This window comes from Faecalicatena fissicatena, assembly GCF_016900595.1.
In the GTDB taxonomy this organism is placed as follows: Bacteria; Bacillota; Clostridia; order Lachnospirales; family Lachnospiraceae; genus Claveliimonas; species Claveliimonas intestinigallinarum.
In genome coordinates, this window is the sequence record NZ_JACLYY010000001.1 from 82,483 (window position 1) to 99,543 (window position 17,061).

18 protein-coding genes and 2 pseudogenes are annotated in these 17,061 nt (G+C 51.5%); 19 read left to right on the plus strand and 1 reads right to left on the minus strand.

Annotated features, from left to right (window positions below):
* Window positions 1-38 precede the first annotated feature (38 nt).
* The 13 genes and pseudogenes from rny (at window position 39) to H7U36_RS00445 (ending at window position 12,108) form a co-directional block, all read left to right on the plus strand.
* A complete protein-coding gene (rny, locus tag H7U36_RS00385; RefSeq protein WP_033124858.1) occupies window positions 39-1,592 on the plus strand; it encodes a ribonuclease Y in 1,554 nt (517 codons plus the stop codon).
* 70 nt (window positions 1,593-1,662) lie between these two features.
* A complete protein-coding gene (locus H7U36_RS00390) occupies window positions 1,663-2,205 on the plus strand; it encodes an NUDIX domain-containing protein (RefSeq protein ID WP_033124859.1) in 543 nt (180 codons plus the stop codon).
* 89 nt (window positions 2,206-2,294) lie between these two features.
* The gene (locus H7U36_RS00395; RefSeq protein ID WP_033124860.1) at window positions 2,295-2,831 is read left to right on the plus strand and encodes a hypothetical protein; all 537 of its coding nucleotides are present in this window, start codon (window positions 2,295-2,297) and stop codon (window positions 2,829-2,831) included.
* A 53-nt stretch (window positions 2,832-2,884) separates the two neighbouring features.
* Window positions 2,885-3,622 (plus strand): tyrosine-type recombinase/integrase, encoded by a 738-nt coding sequence (locus H7U36_RS00400; protein ID WP_033124927.1) that lies wholly within the window; start codon window positions 2,885-2,887, stop codon window positions 3,620-3,622.
* Window positions 3,623-3,821: 199 nt separating this feature from the next.
* Complete coding sequence (locus tag H7U36_RS00405) at window positions 3,822-5,003, plus strand: iron-containing alcohol dehydrogenase (protein ID WP_033124861.1); 1,182 nt, start codon at window positions 3,822-3,824, stop codon at window positions 5,001-5,003.
* A 167-nt stretch (window positions 5,004-5,170) separates the two neighbouring features.
* The gene (locus H7U36_RS00410) at window positions 5,171-6,058 is read left to right on the plus strand and encodes a sulfide/dihydroorotate dehydrogenase-like FAD/NAD-binding protein (RefSeq protein WP_033124862.1); all 888 of its coding nucleotides are present in this window, start codon (window positions 5,171-5,173) and stop codon (window positions 6,056-6,058) included.
* Complete coding sequence (gene gltA / locus H7U36_RS00415; protein ID WP_033124863.1) at window positions 6,058-7,446, plus strand: NADPH-dependent glutamate synthase; 1,389 nt, start codon at window positions 6,058-6,060, stop codon at window positions 7,444-7,446. The genes H7U36_RS00410 and gltA overlap by 1 nt, the downstream gene beginning before the upstream one ends.
* A 99-nt stretch (window positions 7,447-7,545) precedes the next feature.
* Window positions 7,546-8,025, plus strand: a complete 480-nt coding sequence (gene rlmH / locus H7U36_RS00420) for a 23S rRNA (pseudouridine(1915)-N(3))-methyltransferase RlmH (RefSeq protein WP_033124864.1) — start codon at window positions 7,546-7,548, stop codon at window positions 8,023-8,025.
* 86 nt (window positions 8,026-8,111) lie between these two features.
* Window positions 8,112-8,633: pseudogene (locus H7U36_RS00425) on the plus strand (SMI1/KNR4 family protein); the annotation flags it as partial.
* Between the two features lie 233 nt (window positions 8,634-8,866).
* Window positions 8,867-9,589, plus strand: coding sequence for a hypothetical protein (locus tag H7U36_RS00430; RefSeq protein ID WP_191428931.1), 723 nt, complete (start codon window positions 8,867-8,869; stop codon window positions 9,587-9,589).
* Window positions 9,589-10,248: a suppressor of fused domain protein gene (locus H7U36_RS00435; RefSeq protein WP_191428932.1), complete on the plus strand. Its 660-nt coding sequence runs from the start codon at window positions 9,589-9,591 to the stop codon at window positions 10,246-10,248. The genes H7U36_RS00430 and H7U36_RS00435 overlap by 1 nt, the downstream gene beginning before the upstream one ends.
* 113 nt (window positions 10,249-10,361) lie before the next feature.
* Window positions 10,362-11,207 (plus strand): AraC family ligand binding domain-containing protein, encoded by an 846-nt coding sequence (locus tag H7U36_RS00440; RefSeq protein WP_191493223.1) that lies wholly within the window; start codon window positions 10,362-10,364, stop codon window positions 11,205-11,207.
* Entirely contained in the window at window positions 11,197-12,108 is a 912-nt protein-coding gene (locus tag H7U36_RS00445) for a DMT family transporter (protein ID WP_138303052.1), read from the plus strand. The genes H7U36_RS00440 and H7U36_RS00445 overlap by 11 nt, the downstream gene beginning before the upstream one ends.
* On the opposite strand, the gene H7U36_RS00450 is transcribed toward H7U36_RS00445, so the two are convergent.
* Window positions 12,089-12,628 (minus strand): FKBP-type peptidyl-prolyl cis-trans isomerase, encoded by a 540-nt coding sequence (locus tag H7U36_RS00450; protein ID WP_138303051.1) that lies wholly within the window; start codon window positions 12,626-12,628, stop codon window positions 12,089-12,091. The genes H7U36_RS00445 and H7U36_RS00450 overlap by 20 nt on opposite strands.
* Before the next feature lie 481 nt (window positions 12,629-13,109).
* Between H7U36_RS00450 and H7U36_RS00455 the strand changes: the two genes are divergently transcribed.
* The 6 genes and pseudogenes from H7U36_RS00455 to H7U36_RS00480 all read left to right on the plus strand — a co-directional run bounded on the left by H7U36_RS00455 (window position 13,110) and on the right by H7U36_RS00480 (window position 16,930).
* Window positions 13,110-13,502, plus strand: a complete 393-nt coding sequence (locus H7U36_RS00455; protein WP_138303050.1) for an RNHCP domain-containing protein — start codon at window positions 13,110-13,112, stop codon at window positions 13,500-13,502.
* Window positions 13,486-13,896, plus strand: coding sequence for an RNHCP domain-containing protein (locus tag H7U36_RS00460; protein ID WP_205155593.1), 411 nt, complete (start codon window positions 13,486-13,488; stop codon window positions 13,894-13,896). Before H7U36_RS00455 ends, H7U36_RS00460 begins: the two co-directional genes overlap by 17 nt.
* A gap of 123 nt (window positions 13,897-14,019) precedes the next feature.
* Entirely contained in the window at window positions 14,020-14,751 is a 732-nt protein-coding gene (locus H7U36_RS00465; RefSeq protein ID WP_138303049.1) for an HAD family hydrolase, read from the plus strand.
* A 36-nt stretch (window positions 14,752-14,787) separates the two neighbouring features.
* Window positions 14,788-15,441 (plus strand): annotated as a pseudogene (locus H7U36_RS00470) (formate/nitrite transporter family protein); the annotation flags it as partial.
* Window positions 15,442-15,520: 79 nt separating this feature from the next.
* The gene (locus H7U36_RS00475; RefSeq protein ID WP_138303047.1) at window positions 15,521-16,537 is read left to right on the plus strand and encodes an aldo/keto reductase; all 1,017 of its coding nucleotides are present in this window, start codon (window positions 15,521-15,523) and stop codon (window positions 16,535-16,537) included.
* Between the two features lie 15 nt (window positions 16,538-16,552).
* The gene (locus tag H7U36_RS00480) at window positions 16,553-16,930 is read left to right on the plus strand and encodes a DUF5655 domain-containing protein (protein WP_033124873.1); all 378 of its coding nucleotides are present in this window, start codon (window positions 16,553-16,555) and stop codon (window positions 16,928-16,930) included.
* Window positions 16,931-17,061 lie beyond the last annotated feature (131 nt).

The window sequence follows — 17,061 nt, forward strand, 5'->3', positions numbered from 1 at the left end:
GTATTTGTACAATGAAAATTTAATAAGGAGGTGCTCCTGTGCCGAATGTTATAATCATTGCTGTGGCTGTGGTTCTCGTGATAGCAGCAGCGGTTATCAGTCATTTCGTGACAGTCTCCAATCTGAAGAAGAATGCCGAGTCAAAGATTGGAAGTGCGGAGACAAAGGCCCGCGAGATCATTGATGATGCGGTGAAGACAGCGGAGGCCAAGAAAAAGGAATCCCTCTTGGAAATTAAGGAAGAATCTATCAGAACAAAGAATGAGCTCGAGAAAGAAACAAAAGAGAGAAGAGCAGAGTTACAGCGTTATGAAAAGAGAGTCCTCTCCAAGGAGGAAGCTTTGGACAAACGGTCCGATGCTATGGAAAAGCGGGAAGCAGGGTTTACAGCAAAGGAAGAGCAGCTTAAGGCTCGTGAAGCGAAAGTGGATGAGCTGAGCAGACAAAGAGTACAGGAACTAGAAAGAATCTCAGGACTAACCTCCGAACAGGCAAAAGAATATCTGTTAAAAACTGTTGAAGAAGATGTTAAACATGACACTGCAAAAATGATCAAGGAGATGGAAGCGCAGGCCAAGGAAGAGGCGGACAAGAAGGCAAAGGAATATGTTGTCACCGCCATTCAGAGATGCGCTGCTGATCATGTGGCAGAAACTACGATTTCAGTCGTTCAGCTTCCAAGTGATGAGATGAAGGGACGGATCATCGGACGTGAAGGAAGAAACATCCGTACGCTGGAAACTCTCACAGGAGTAGAGCTGATCATCGACGATACACCCGAAGCGGTTGTATTATCAGGGTTTGATCCCATCAGGCGTGAAGTCGCAAGGATCGCTCTGGAGAAGCTGATCGTGGACGGTCGTATCCATCCGGCAAGAATTGAGGAGATGGTGGAAAAGGCCCAGAAAGAAGTAGAGGCAGTGATCCGTGAGGAAGGAGAGGCAGCGGCACTCGAGGTCGGCGTGCATGGAATTCATCCGGAACTGATACGACTTCTGGGAAGAATGAAATTCCGGACCAGCTATGGTCAGAATGCGCTGAAGCACTCAATTGAGGTGGCACAGCTGTCGGGACTTCTCGCAGGGGAGATCGGACTGGATGTCCGTCTTGCGAAGCGGGCAGGCCTTTTACATGATATCGGCAAATCCATCGACCACGATGTGGAAGGATCACATATCCAGATTGGTGTTGAATTGTGCAGAAAGTACAAGGAGTCACCGACCGTCATCAATGCAGTGGAAGCACATCACGGCGATGTTGAGCCAGAGTCTCTGATCGCATGTATCGTTCAGGCGGCAGACACGATCTCCGCTGCAAGACCGGGCGCGAGAAGAGAGACGATTGAGACATACACAAACAGATTAAAACAATTAGAAGATATCAGCAACCAGTTCAAGGGTGTTGAAAAATCTTTTGCTATTCAGGCAGGTAGAGAGATTCGTATTATGGTAGTTCCAGAGCAAGTATCTGACGCAGATATGGTATTACTGGCCAGAGATATTTCCAAGCAGATTGAATATGAGCTGGAATATCCGGGGCAGATAAAGGTAAATGTTATCAGGGAATCCAGGGTAACAGACTACGCCAAATAAATGTAAACCGAAAGCAGAAGACCAGCCGTAACAGGCTGGTCTTTTATATTGAAAAGAAAGGGAAGAAAACATGAGCAATGAGATCAAGAGGATAGACAGAAAGCTGGCATATGAGGGAGCTGTGATCAATGTCTACCAGGATACAGTCCAGTTCCCGGACGGACACACGGCAAAATGGGATTATATCCATCACGACGGAGCTGCGGCGGTGATACCGGTGCTCCCGGACGGCAGGATCCTGATGGTAAAGCAGTACAGAAACGCGCTGGACAGATTTACATTGGAAATACCCGCAGGTAAGCTGGATGACCCGAAGGAGGAGGGGATTGCCTGTGCGTCCCGTGAGCTGGAGGAGGAGACGGGCTACCGCTGTGAGCATCTGGAGCCTCTTCTTGTCCTCAGAACCACAGTCGCATTCTGCAATGAGAGGATAGAGGTGTTTGCGGCCAGGGACCTGATCCCCTCCCATCAGCATCTGGATGAGGATGAATATATCGACCTGCAGGCCTGTACCCTGGCGGAATTGAAGGAGAAGATCTTCAGCGGGGAGATTCAGGACTCCAAGACCGTGGCGGCCATCCTGGCCTACGCGGTAAAATACGGCAAGGAGTAAAGGGAAGGGGAAAAGAGTAAGGACAGAGGGCATATTTCCTCTTGGCCGGCATATAATGAAGTATCTTTGCGGCGGGAGGAAGAGTGGATATGCGCAGTTATGGGAAAATATTCCTGGCCCTGTGCCTGGCGGGCTTTGTAGGAGGAATTCTGTACGCCAACACAGGGGCCCGGGATCATATACTGGCGGCGGGCATTTTCAGCGATTATTTTCTGGAGCAGTACACCCAGGCGGAGATCCAGACGCAGGACTATTTCTGGTACATCCTGTCGGTCCGCGCCGGACTGCTGGGGGTTATCGCCCTGATGGGGCAGATGAAGAAGCTCCGCAGATGGATCGTGGCTGCTGTGCTCGTCTGGACAGGCTTCCTGGGCGGACTCTTTTTTACCGCCGCTGTGATCAAGCTGGGACCTGTGGGGATCCTGTTCTGTCTGGCTGCTATTATCCCTCAGGCGCTTTTCTATATCGCCGGGTACGGAATCGTCCTCTGGTATTTCTATTCTTTCCCCAGGGCATCGTGGAATTCGGCCAAAACAGTGGGTACTATTCTGACGATTGGAGTTGGAATTATATCGGAAAGTTATTTAAATCCAATTTTTCTGAAAATATTTCTAAAAACAATTTGATTTTTTCGTTATTTCTTCGTATAATTTAGAGTATACGATGGGAGATAAAGAGTATGGAAAAAATAGTGTTAGAGTATGTAGAGTATTTAAAAGAAGTGAAGGGGATTTCTCTGAACACAGAGATGGCGTACAGGCGTGATCTTATGAAGCTCGTGCGTTATCTGGACTCTCAGGGAATTCATGAAGTGGCGCAGATCACGGCGACAAACCTCAACTCCTATATGCTTCACATGGAGAAACAGAAGCTGACCAATACGACTATATCCAGAAATGTGGCTTCAATCAAGGGATTTTTTAACTATCTCTTCAAAAAGAAATATATCAAAGAGGATGTGTCAGAGGGGCTGACCAGTCCAAAGATCGAGCGCAGGGAGCCGAAGAGCGCCTCCAAGGAGGATGTGGAGAAGGTTCTTGCCATTCCAAATGGAAAGACGCCAAAGCTGCTCCGGGACAAGGCTATGATCGAGCTTTTGTATTCCACAGGAATCATGGTGGAGGAGCTTGTAAGTCTCAAGATACAGGATGTCAATCTGGAGATGGGCTATCTGCAATGCCATTTTCCAGGTAATCAGAACGCGTACCCGATCGACAAGCAGGCGCTGAAAGCTATGAAGGCGTATCTGAAGAACGGACGGGAGCCGCTGCTCAAGGGACATGGATCGGACGTGCTTTTCCCGAATATCAGCGGCAGAAAGATGAGCAGACAGGGCTTTTGGAAGATCCTGAAGGGCTATGCCGCCAAGGCAGGCATCGAGGGGACCATCACTCCCAGCATGCTGCGCCATTCCTGATGTAAAAAGAAAAGTCAGAATAACAGTAAGAGAGGCCGACAGTTTTGAGGACTGTCGGCCTTGTTGCATTTCTTAAAAAAAAATCTCCAAATTCTGTGAAAGTTATTGCATGTGCACAGAAAGAGAGCTATAATATTGATAAATAATTAACAAGGTCGGCTTTGCCCGATCAATATCACAAAAAGGAGATGCAGCAGCAATGAGCAGATTTTGTTTACCAAGAGACATTTATCATGGAAAGGGAAGCCTGGAGGAGCTGAAAAACCTGAAGGGCAAAAAGGCGATCCTTGTAGTGGGCGGCGGCTCCATGAAGCGCCAGGGATTTCTGGACAAGGCAGTCAATTATCTGAAGGAGGCCGGCATGGAGGTGCAGACGTTTGAGGGCGTGGAGCCTGATCCGTCTGTTGAGACTGTCATGAGAGGCGCTGAGGCCATGAGAGCCTTTGAGCCAGACTGGATCGTTGCCATGGGCGGAGGCTCACCTATCGACGCTGCCAAGGCAATGTGGGCTTTCTACGAGTATCCGGATACAACCTTCGAGGATCTGTGCATCCCCTTTAATTTCCCGGAGCTGAGACAGAAAGCGAAATTTGCGGCGATCCCCTCCACATCGGGAACAGCTACAGAGGTTACAGCATTTTCCGTTATCACAAACTATCAGACCGGCGTAAAATATCCGCTTGCTGACTTTAACATCACACCGGACATCGCCATTGTCGACCCGGATCTCGTAGCCGGGCTTCCTGTAAAACAGGTTGCCTATACAGGAATGGACGCGCTGACACACGCCATTGAGGCCTATGTGTCCACGCTTCACGGACCATTTACAGATCCTCTTGCCCTGCAGGCCATTGAGATGGTGCTGGACTATCTGCCTGCATCTTACAACTGCAACATGGAGGCGAGAGAGCAGATGCACTATGCGCAGTGCCTGGCCGGAATGGCATTTTCCAACGCTCTCCTGGGCATTGTCCACTCCATGGCACACAAGACAGGCGCCGCCTTCTCAACAGGACATATTCCCCACGGCTGCGCAAACGCCATCTATCTGCCCTACGTAATCAAATACAATGCGAAGGATGAGACGGCGGCCAAGAGGTATGCGGAGATCGCCCGCAGAATGGGACTTCCGGGAACATCAGAGAAGGCGCTCATCAACAGCCTCTGCGAGAAGATTGATGAGTTCAACGTGAGACTGAACATCCCGAAGACGCTGAAGGACTTCGGTATCAACGAGGATGAGTTTAAGGAGAAGGTTGCGAAGATTGCGGAGCTGGCAGTGGGAGACGCGTGCACAGGCTCCAACCCGCGTGCCATCGACCCGGCTACAATGGAGAAGCTTCTCACCTGTACATACTATGGAACAGAGGTTGATTTCTAAAAAATCTTACAGCGGATCGCAGGATCAAGCGGACGGGCGCCCATTAAAAGGCGCCTGTCTCATTTCAGATTATTAAAACAAATTAAAACAAATTCAGTGATAAATTATTGCTATTTCTCTATGTTTGGATTATTATAAAATAAGTTTGATGATTAGGAGGATGCAAGATGTATAAGATACGGAAAGCTGAAAAACTGGCTGATAAGATCTATCTTATGGATGTGGAAGCACCGCGTGTCGCAAGGCACTGTGAGCCAGGGCAGTTTGTGATAGTGAAGTTGGACGAAAAGGGAGAGCGAATTCCTCTGACGATCTGTGACTATGACAGGGAGGAAGGAACTATCACCATCGTGTTCCAGACAGTTGGCGCGTCTACAGAGAAGTTTGCAGCCCTGAAGGCGGGAGATGCGTTCCAGGATTTCACAGGACCTCTCGGATGTCCCTCAGAGCTGGTCCATGAAGATATAGAGAGCCTGAAGCAGAAAAAGATCCTCTTTGTGGGAGGCGGCGTTGGATCCGCTCCTGTTTATCCCCAGGTAAAATGGCTGAAGGAGCACGGTGTTGACGCGGATGTCATCATCGGCGCCAAGACAAAGGATATGCTCATCCTGGAGGATGAGATGAGAGCTGTGGCCGGAAACTACTACCCCTGTACAGACGATGGTACATACGGCCATGCGGGTATGGTTACGACCATGGTCGAGGAGCTGGTAAACGAGGGAAAGAAATATGACCTGTGCGTGGCCATCGGACCGGTGATCATGATGAAGTTTACCTGTCTGCTCACAAAGAAGCTGGGCATCCCGACTGTTGTCAGCATGAACCCTATCATGGTGGACGGAACCGGCATGTGCGGCGCCTGTCGTCTCCACGTGGGCGACGAGATCAAGTTTGCCTGTGTGGACGGACCGGAATTTGACGGACATCTTGTGAATTTTGATGAGGCGATGAAGAGACAGCAGATGTACAAGACCCAGGAGGGCCGGGCTCTGCTGAAATTACAGGAAGGCGATACCCATCATGGCGGATGCGGCAACTGTGGAGGTGACGAATAATGGCAGATATGTTAAAGAGAGTTCCTGTCAGAGAGCAGGATCCAAAGGTAAGAGCGACAAACTTTGACGAGGTTTGCTATGGATATAACAAGGAAGAGGCAATGGAGGAGGCATCCCGCTGCCTGAACTGCAAGAACGCAAAATGTATCCAGGGATGTCCGGTGTCTATCAATATCCCGGGATTTATCGCAAAGGTGAAGGACGGGGATATCGAGGGGGCCTACAAGGTGATCGGAGAGTCCTCCGCCCTGCCGGCCATCTGCGGGCGGGTATGTCCCCAGGAGTCCCAGTGTGAGTGCAAATGTATCAGGGGTATCAAAGGTGAGCCTGTATCCATCGGAAAGCTGGAGCGCTTTGTCGCTGATTACGCCCTTGAAAATGATATCAAGCCCCAGAAAGCGGAGAAGATGAACGGCCACAAGGTGGCTGTCATCGGTTCCGGCCCGTCAGGTCTTACCTGCGCCGGCGACCTTGCCAAGCTGGGCTACGATGTGACTGTGTTTGAGGCCCTCCACGAGCTGGGCGGCGTGCTTGTATACGGTATCCCTGAATTCCGTCTTCCCAAGGAGAAGGTGGTAAAGAAGGAGATTGAGAAGGTCAAGGAGCTGGGCGTGAAGTTTGAGACTAACGTTGTGATCGGCAAGTCCACTACCATTGACCAGCTCATGGAGGAGGAAGACTTTGAGGCTGTGTTTATCGGCTCAGGAGCCGGACTTCCTATGTTCATGGGCATCCCGGGAGAGACGGCCAACGGCGTCTTCTCTGCCAACGAGTATCTGACAAGAAGCAACCTGATGAAGGCCTTTGACGACTCTTACGACACTCCTATTGCCGCAGGTAAGAAGGTGGCGGTTGTAGGCGGCGGAAACGTGGCCATGGATGCGGCCAGAACAGCACTGCGGCTCGGCGCTGACGTGCACATCGTATACCGCCGGAGCGAGGCAGAGCTTCCCGCCAGAGTGGAAGAGGTTCACCACGCAAAGGAAGAGGGCGTTGTGTTCAACCTGCTGACCAACCCGAAGGAGATCCTTGTGGATGAGAACGGATGGGTGAAGGGCATGAAGGTGATCAAGATGGAGCTTGGAGAGCCGGACGCCTCCGGAAGACGCCGTCCTATCGAGATCCCGGGCTCCGAGTATGAGATCGAGCTGGATACAGTGATCATGGCTCTTGGCACGACACCGAATCCGCTGATCGCTTCCACCACAAAGGGGCTGGAGACAAACAGGAGAAAATGTATCGTGGCTGAAGAGGAGAACGGCCAGACATCAAAGGCCTGCGTATTTGCCGGCGGAGATGCGGTCACAGGAGCTGCCACGGTCATCCTCGCCATGGGCGCAGGAAAGGCAGGAGCCAAGGGTATCCACGAGCTGCTGTCACAGAAATAGACTGAAAAGTGAACTGATCGGGAGAGGAATTCGGGTTAGCCCGGCCCTCTCCCTTTTTTTGTTTTATTTTGTGTGGGTGAACAGGAGGAGACAGAATAGGTGAAGATCACAGTGATCACAGTGGGAAAGATAAAGGAAAAGTATCTGAAGGATGCCATCGCCGAGTACAGCAAGCGGCTTGGCCGCTACTGCAGGCTGGAGATCATAGAGGTGGCGGATGAGAAGACGCCGGACCAGGCCAGCGAGGCGGCAGAGGAAAGTATCCGCGCAAAAGAGGGAGAGCGTATCATGAAGCATATAAGAGAAGACATGTACGTGATCACTCTTGAGATTGCGGGAAAAATGCTCTCCTCCGAGGAGCTGGCGGACAAGATCAATGCCCTTGGGCTGTCCGGCAAGAGCAGCATTGCCTTTGTCATCGGCGGTTCCATAGGGCTTGCCAGAGAGGTGATGGCAAGGTCGGACTTTGCCCTCAGCTTTTCGAAGATGACCTTTCCCCACCAACTCATGCGGGTCATCCTGCTGGAGCAGGTGTACAGGAGCTACAGGATTATCAATGGGGAGCCATATCATAAGTAAGTGCGGTTTTTCGTATTTGGTTGTAATATGGTATGGGTGGTGAGCTTTCAGAGCGATGATTGGAATTTGGGGGTGTGCAGAGAATGTTTGAAGGATTTGATTTTACAAACTTTTGGGAAGACAGTGAGTACGCGCTGAAAGAATATGTCAGCGAAATGCCTTCTGATGAACTGATCGCCAGCGTTGAGCAGGAATTGGGCTACAAGCTGCCAGCTTCTTATATTTGGCTGATGAAGCAACATAACGGAGGTATTCCGGTCAACACCTGTTTCCCTACTGATCAAACTACCAGTTGGGCAGATGACCATGTAGCTATTACGGGAATTTTTGGTATTGGAAGAGAGAAAGCATATTCGTTATGTGGAGAGTTTGGAAGTCAGTTTATGATCGAAGAATGGGAGTACCCTGCTATCGGAGTGGCTATTTGTGACTGCCCCAGTGCCGGACATGATATGATTTTTCTGGATTACCGGGAGTGCGGCCCAGACGGGGAGCCCAAAGTAGTGCATGTGGATCAGGAGTGGGACTACAAAATCACTCCTTTGTCAGATAGCTTTGAGAAATTTATCCGCGGCCTTGTAAACGAAGAGGATTTTGAGTTAGAAGATTAACCACTATTGAAGATTAGATATGGACGTGAGAATAAATACATTAACAGCATAAATGTTATACAGGAAAAGGGGATTTGAAGGAAAGACCCTGCGAATGGGATGGTCCGGGAATGTCAAACTTGACAACCAATAAAATCTTCGATTAGTTATATGCCAACAGCTGCGTATGAATTGGCCTATGCCGGAGGGGCATATCAGGAGAGACGCATCACAGGAAGGGACGCTGTAATATGAAGGTTACAGGAACAAAATGCTACGTACAGATTGAAGATGATGCCGGGAATATCGCAAGATTTGACGGGGAAGTCTGCTTTGGAGAATTTTGCGCGTTGGCTGACTCGATCGAATGGGTCCGGCACAGCGGTGAGGCGACTGAGCAGGACAGGATTGACCTGATTTATCAGGCGACACGATATGGAAAAGACACTGGCACCAGAATACTCTTTTTCAGCTCCGATGGTCAGGTGATGTTTGAAGACGAGCTTGGACTGAAAACGGAGGTATACTGTTCCAAAACGTATCTGGTCATCGTGGCCGTGGTGGTCGTGTCCCTGCTTTTCCCTGCTCTTCTCATAGCTGTGCTGGATGTCGCAAGTCTGAAATTCACCATAGGGTTAGGCGTTGTGACTGTTCTCCTGGCCAGTCCATTCCTTGTCTGGGCGCTTCAGATATGGAGATTCAGGATCACAGCCGAGGGGGCTGTCGTAACGGTCAGGCCTGCGGCAGGAAGAACCTGGCAGTTTTCTGCGTCCGATATAACCAGGGTTGTCCGGAAGGTTAAGATGGACTCCTGCTGGGAGATGGTACAAAAGGTCAGATTTTACACAAAAGATAAGCGTGTGTCGCTAAATCAGACCATGACAGGTATTGAGGACATGGACGCATATCTTCTGCGGCATGTTGACGCGAAAAGGATCACTACCAAAAAAAGAGATGAGGGAGGTATTGCATAATGACGAGAGAGGAATATGTGGAAAGAATGGAGAAGGAGGATGACTGGGCTCCTGGGTGGGATGCGATTGACAGGGAATTTGACCGCCTGTATCCCGGACAGGAGCCTGCCCACTACGCCACAAATATCCAGGCAAGAGCCATTTTCGGAGGCGATAATTACCTTGACGGCTACTCGATTTATGAGTCTCAGAAAGGGTATCAGCATATAGTCACATACGGGATGAGTGAGCTCTATGCGGATGAGGAGGCCTTTGGGGGCGAGTACAGCAGATGGGGCTATGAGATGACCATAAAGCTGAGAGAAAACAGCGCGGAGGATTGTCTCTGGTCACTGGACATGCTGTCAAATCTTGCGCGATATACATACACAACGGAAAGATTTTTTGAGGCGGGCGAATGTGTGCCCGGGAACGGAGCTTCTCTTCACATAGGGACAGATTCGCTCATAACTGCACTTCTTATTGTCAATGATACCTCTGCGCAGACACTGGACACCCTGCACGGCAAGGTGGAATTTATCCAGTTTGTGGGAATAACGGAGGAGGAGCTGAATTTCATAAGAGAAGACAGCGGTAATATTTCTCTTCTGATAGAGAAAATGAAGAAGGATAACCCGGAACTGATAACGGATATGGACAGGAAAACTTCGTATCTGTAGAGGCAGACAGAGATTTGAAGATATTTTACAAGCCCTCCGGCCATGCCCTGTGCTACAATAGAATGGCTGAATAAAATGCAAGATCCTGAACAGGGGTTAATGGGAGGCGGGCTATGAGAAAAGAGACAAAGACTGCGGTGTACGATGAGGAGCTGGGACTGGAAGCCTACCGTTTTAAGGGCATAGCCCAGCCCTTTCCCAACCATTTCCATGAGTACTATGTGATCGGCTTTGTGGAGGAGGGGGAGCGCCGCCTGTCCTGCAGGAACCGGGAGTACATGATCCGCAGGGGCGATGTGGTCCTGTTCAATCCGGGCGACAGCCATGCCTGTGTTCAGGTGGACGGAGGAGCCCTGGACTACAGGGGATTTAACATCTCAAAGGAGACTATGCTGGATCTGATGGGGGAAGTGACAGGCAGGCGGAGTCTTCCGGGATTTTCAGAAACCGTGCTCCGCGACGAGGAGATCTCCTGTTATCTGCGCCCTCTCCACGGGCTTGTCATGGAGGGCTCCCGCGAATTTGGAAAGGAAGAAAATCTTCTCCTTGTGCTGTCTTTGCTCCTGGGGCGATGCGGACAGCCCTTTGAGGAATGTGTCCCGGAGTGCCGAGAAGAGATCGAGAGGGCCTGTGCGTTCATGGAGAGACATTATGGGGAGCGCATCTGTCTGGACCAGATATGCCGCCAGGCAGGGCTGAGCAAGTCCACGCTGCTGAGGGCATTTGTCAGGGCAAAGGGAGTCACGCCCTACTGTTATCTTGAAAATATCCGCATTGGCGCGGCGAAGAAGCTGATGGAGAAGGGAGTGCCTCCGGCAGAGGCAGCCCTGCGGACAGGATTTTCCGACCAGAGCCATTTTACAAATTATTTCAGCCGGTTTATCGGCCTTACGCCCGGTGCCTACCGGGACATTTTTTTGAAAAAGAACAGAACGGAGGACAGACAGCATGGAAAATAAAGCGTCAAGAGGGCACCTGGCGGCTCTGCTCACAATTTTGATCTGGGGGACTACCTTTATCTCCACAAAGGTATTACTGGTGGATTTCCAGCCTGTAGAAATCCTCTTTTTCCGATTTGTCCTGGGACTTCTGGCCCTTCTGATCGTCTGTCCCCGCCGGCTGACAGGGACAACGCTCAGACAGGAGATCGTATTTGGCACCGCAGGACTGTGCGGCGTATGTCTGTACTACCTGATGGAAAACATTGCGCTGACCTATACAATGGCTTCCAATGTGGGGGTCATCATCTCCGCGGCTCCGTTTTTTACGGCCATTTTGTCCCATCTGCTCCTGAAGAAGGAGGAGAAGCTGGGGGCTGCTTTCTTTGTGGGATTTCTCATCGCGATGGCAGGGATTGCATTGATCAGCTTCAACGGCTCTGCCCTGCAGCTCAATCCGACAGGGGATCTGCTGGCCCTGCTGGCCGCCTTTTTGTGGGCCTGCTATTCCATTCTCACGCGCAGGATCAGCGGATACGGATACAATACGATCCTGACAACGAGAAGGATCTTTTTCTACGGCATTCTGTTTATGGTCCCGGCCTTGTTCCTGTTTGATTTCAGGCTGGAGCTGGATCGGTTTGCGAACCCTGTCTATCTTTTGAACATCCTCTTTCTGGGATTAGGGGCATCCGCGCTCTGCTTTGTCACGTGGAATTTCGCGGTCCGGCTGCTGGGCGCGGTCAAGACCAGCGTTTACATTTATCTGGTTCCTGTCATTACCGTGGCAGCTTCAGTGGTGATCCTGCGGGAGCCCTTTACATGGATGACCGGAGCCGGGACAGTCCTCACTCTGGCAGGGCTTTTGCTCTCGGAAGGTAAATGGGGCGGCAGGAGAAATATTATTCGTAAATCCCATTGACTGTCACAGTGAACACAGCTTCCTTTCCATTCAGCTCATCCACTCCATAGTCCTCCGGGAAGGTGACAGTGACGTCCACTGTGTCGCCGGGGTGGGCGCCAATGAGCTGATCCTCAAAGCCGTCGATGTAGGAGCCGGAGCCGATCTCCAGATCCGCGCCGGAGCCATTTGTGCTGCCTCCCTCAAACTCCACGCCGTCCACCGTTCCCACATAGTCGATGTTGACAGTGTCTCCGCTCTCCACAGTGAGAGAGGTGTCAGTTGAGTAGGAAGGGCTGTCCGTATCGTTGATGCCGGTATCTGACGCATCTGCGGCGGATGTGTCTTCCGCAGCCGTGTCGGCAGAGGAGCTGTCCCCGGATGAGGACCGGGAGGAGAGAGCGATGGCTGTAATGAGAATAATGACGGCAAGGCAGGGGATGGCGATGATGAGGAGTTTTTTGAGCTTCCGTATGCGCTCTTTTTTGCGGCGCTCCCGGGCTCTCCGCTGCTGTGCCATTTTTCGGTTTTCTTTTTTCATAGTGTGATCTTACCTCGTTTCATTAAAATATCTTTTTTTATTTTACAGAGAAAATATGGTGAAACTGTGATTTTTACAGAGAAATAAAAAAATCTGCACAAAACAGAGGGCTCAGGGCTTGTACAGACAGGCCGGCTGTGCTATGATGTGGAGAGCAAAACAAGGGAGGTGGCTTGATGTCGGCTATTCGCTAACAAAAGGAACAACGGATTTTGTCTCATCTTCAGCATTGAGATGGGTTTATTTGTTGTATCTGTCTGCGGATAGTAACATCAGGCTGGCTTTTTATTGAAAGGCAGTTCTATTTCCTGCGGGATTTTTCTGCGAAATTTTTGTGTGGATTTTTCAGAGCCTGATACAGCAGGGCAGACAGACGGATAACCCGGATCAATGGGTTGTCCTTTTTTTATTCTGAAGAGGACCTGTCCGGTTTGTTCCGAGCATAAAAGGGCGCAAATCGACGACTTGGAGGAGAAAGATCATGAAAGAAGAAACAAAGTATATCTGTCCCAGCTGTGGCTGGACATCAAACCTGGACGAAAAAGAGAGCTGGCCGGACCACTGCCCCAACTGCCTGTCCGGCATACATGAGACGGACGAAGAGGGAGGCGAGTGCGGGGGCATGCTGGAGCCGGTAGGCATCTGGGTGAGAGAGAGCGATGCCTGGGAGATCGTGGAGCGGTGCAGACTCTGCGGGGAGATGACTGCTGTGGAGATGTCAGACAGGGACAATCTCATCAAGGTCATGTCCATCGCGTCAAAGCCCCTGTCCTCCCCTCCCTTCCCCATTGAGAAAATGGAGGAGTTGACAAGGATCATGGGAGGTCAGGGAGAGATAAAACGAGGAGGAAGGAAAAATGAACAGAGAAAATAAAAAGCGCAAATATGACAAGAAGTATTTCAGGACACATCCCTGTATGGATCCCTTTACGTGCAAGGTGTGCGGATGGCCGGTGGTGCCGGCGGGAGCAGGGAGCGGCCACAGGAACCACTGCCCCAACTGCCTGTACAGTCTGCATCTGGACCAGGAGCCGGGGGACAGGGCGTCGGACTGTCACGGACGCATGGAGCCCATCGGCGTGTGGGTGAGAAAGAACGGGGAGTGGGCCATCCTGCATCGGTGTCAGCGGTGCGGCAAGATCGGTTCAAACCGCATTGCGGCGGACGACAATCCTATGAAGCTCATGGCCCTGGCCATGCGTCCCTTTGGGAGCAGCGCCATCTCCAGGGAGAAGATCCGGGACATGACAGCCTCCATGGAGGGATAGGCGGAGGAGCGCAGGTGAAGGATCTGAGAAAGCAGGAACTGGGAAGGAGAACTGAGAAAGAGATATTGTCTATCCTCTGGATTGAGGGTATAATAAAAAAGATAAAATGAAAGGAGGCCGGGAATGTACGAGACCTGTATTTTTGACCTGTACGGCACGCTTGTGGACATACACACAGACGAAGAAAAGGAGGAGCTGTGGGAGAGACTGGCTCTGTTTTACGCCTTTTACGGCGCAGCCTACACGCCGGGGGAGCTTAGAGCGGCCTACCGGCGGCTGACAGAGGAGCAAAGCGCCGGCAAGAGAGGAGTCAGGAGGGACGCCCATGAGGCGTTTCCGGAGATACAGATCGAGGACGTCTTCCGGTCGCTTTTCCTGGAGAAGGGGGCAGAGGCAGACGAGCCTCTGGTGCGGCACGCGGGTCAGTTTTTCCGCATCCTCTCCATAGACTATCTGAGGCTCTACGAGGGGACGAAGGAGATGCTCCAGGCCCTGCGGGAGAAGGGGAAAAAGCTTTACCTTTTGTCCAATGCCCAGAAAATATTCACAGAGTATGAGATGAACGCTCTGGGGATCACTCCGTATTTTGACGGCATTTTCATTTCCTCGGAGCAGGGCTGCAAGAAGCCGGACCTGGCCTTTTACGAGTCCCTCCTCACAGCCTTTGCCATTCCCAGGAAGACGGCGGTCATGACGGGAAATGACGGCCTGTGCGACATCGAGGGAGCGAAGAGGGCCGGGCTTGCCACGGTCTACGTGCGGACAGAGATTTCACCAGAGGAGCCATTCCCCGCGGCGGATCACGTCCTGGAGAGGATGGACATGAAAAAGCTCAGGGATATCCTCCTTGGATAGAAGAGATACCAGAAAAAAAGAACAGAAGAGGAAAATGACATGAAAGAAAAATGGATGAGCAGCGTTATGGCCGGTGTGTTTATTTCCATGGGAGCCATGACCTATCTCGCAATCCCCAACACATTGGTGGGAAGCCTGTTTTTTGCGGTGGGAATTCTCCTTGTGCTCAACCTCCACAACATGCTTGTGACAAGGGTGTGCCCGCTGATGGTGTATGACAGAAGATATCATTGGAGCGATGTAGCGGTGGCCTGGGCGGGCAACGGCATAGGGACGCTGATCGCGGCGGCCGCTGTGCAGGGGACAAGATTTAAGGAGACGATCCGGGAGCCTCTGGCCAGGATCGGTGAGACGAAGCTTCAGGACGCTCCTTTGAGCCTCTTTATCCTGGCTGTGTTCTGCGGGTTCTTTGTGGCCTTTGCAGTGCTTATCGGCGCCAGGTATGAAAACGGCTCCTTTGCCCAGATCTTCTATGTGTGGCTCTTTATCACCGCCTTTGTGTTCTGCGGGTTTGAGCATATCGTGGCGGATATGTTTTACCTGTCCTGCTGCTGGCTCCAGTTCGGGATCAGCGCGCTGGAGGCTTTGAAGGTGCTGGCCTTTGTCTCGGCGGGCAATCTGGCCGGGGGCATGTTCATCGCCTGGGCTGTGCGCAGTCTGGATAAAAAGAAGAGTGCTACCGGTGCATAGGGTAAATGAGCAGGCAGCATAAGCGAACAGAAGCAATGGAAAACACAAAAAGTACAAATAGAAACGGAGGAAACAAAGCATGGACAAAGTGATTTTAGGAAAGACCGGGATCGAGGTCAACAAGAACGGATTTGGGGCCCTGCCCATCCAGCGCATCATGAAGAAGGAGGCTGTCTATCTCCTGCAGAAGGCATTTTACAACGGGATCAACTATTTTGATACCGCCAGGGCCTACTCGGACAGCGAGGAGAAGCTGGGCGCTGCCTTTGAGTACACAAGGGACAAAATCGTCATCAGCACGAAGACTGCTGCCCAGACGGCAGAGGATATGTGGAAGGATCTGGAGGAGAGCCTTACAAAGCTGAAGACAGACTACATAGACATCTACCAGTTCCACAACCCGGCCTTCTGCCCGAAGCCGGGAGATGAGTCCGGGCTTTACGATGCGGCTCTGGAGGCAAAAAAGCAGGGAAAGATCCGCCACATCGGCATCACAAACCACAGGATCGCTGTGGCGAAGGAGGCGATCCAGTCCGGCCTCTATGAGACATTGCAGTTCCCCTTCTCCTATCTGGCGTCAGATACAGACCTGGAGATCGTAGAGGAGTGTAAGGCGGCGGATATGGGATTTATCGCCATGAAAGGGCTGGCAGGGGGACTGATCCACAATTCAGCCTGCGCCTACGCCTTTATGGCCCAGCCGCAGTTCGCCCACGTGGCTCCTATCTGGGGCGTGCAGAGGGAGTCGGAGCTGGATGAATTTCTCTCCTATCAGGTCTGTCCGCCTGCGCTTGACGGGAACCTCCTCGCAGAGATCGAGAAGGACAAGAAGCAGCTCTCCGGTGATTTCTGCAGAGGCTGTGGCTACTGCATGCCCTGTCCCGCGGGCATTGAGATCAACAATTGTGCCAGGATGAGCCTGATGCTCCGCCGGGCGCCCCAGGAGGGATGGCTCTCCAAGGAGTGGCAGGAGAAGATGAAGAAGATTGAGAACTGTCTCCACTGCGGCCATTGCATGAGCAAATGTCCCTACGGCCTGAATACGCCGGATCTGCTGGCAAAGAATTACGAGGACTACAAGACCTTTCTGAAATAAAGAGGAGCCGGGAAGATGGATGACAGAGTGCTGCAGTTTTTTGAGCAGATGCCGGAGGCTTTGCCTCTGTATGTGAAGTTCGAGAAAGAGGTTCTCTCCCGGGTAGAGAACGTGCGCATCAAGGTGCAGAAGACTCAGATCACCTACACCAACAGACATGTCTTTGCCTGCGTCTCCTTCGCGAAGGTGAGAAAGGCGAAGGAGCGGCCGCCGGTCTATATTGTAATTACCTTTGGGCTGGCCTGCAAAAAGGAGTCGCCCCGCATCGACATCGCCACCGAGCCCTATCCCAACCGGTGGACCCACCATGTCCTTGTGTCCCGGGAGGAGGAGATTGATGAGGAGCTGCTCGGCTGGGTGGAGGAGGCGGCCGCCTTCTCAGCGGCGAAGTGACAGGAAAGATTTTTTGGACGGAGTCTTGACAGATGGAAGAAAAACTATCATAATAGGCTCGTTGGGAAATGAATACGGAAATATGGCAAGGGAGCTGTGAGATGAGATCACAGCTCCCTTTTTGCTTCCGC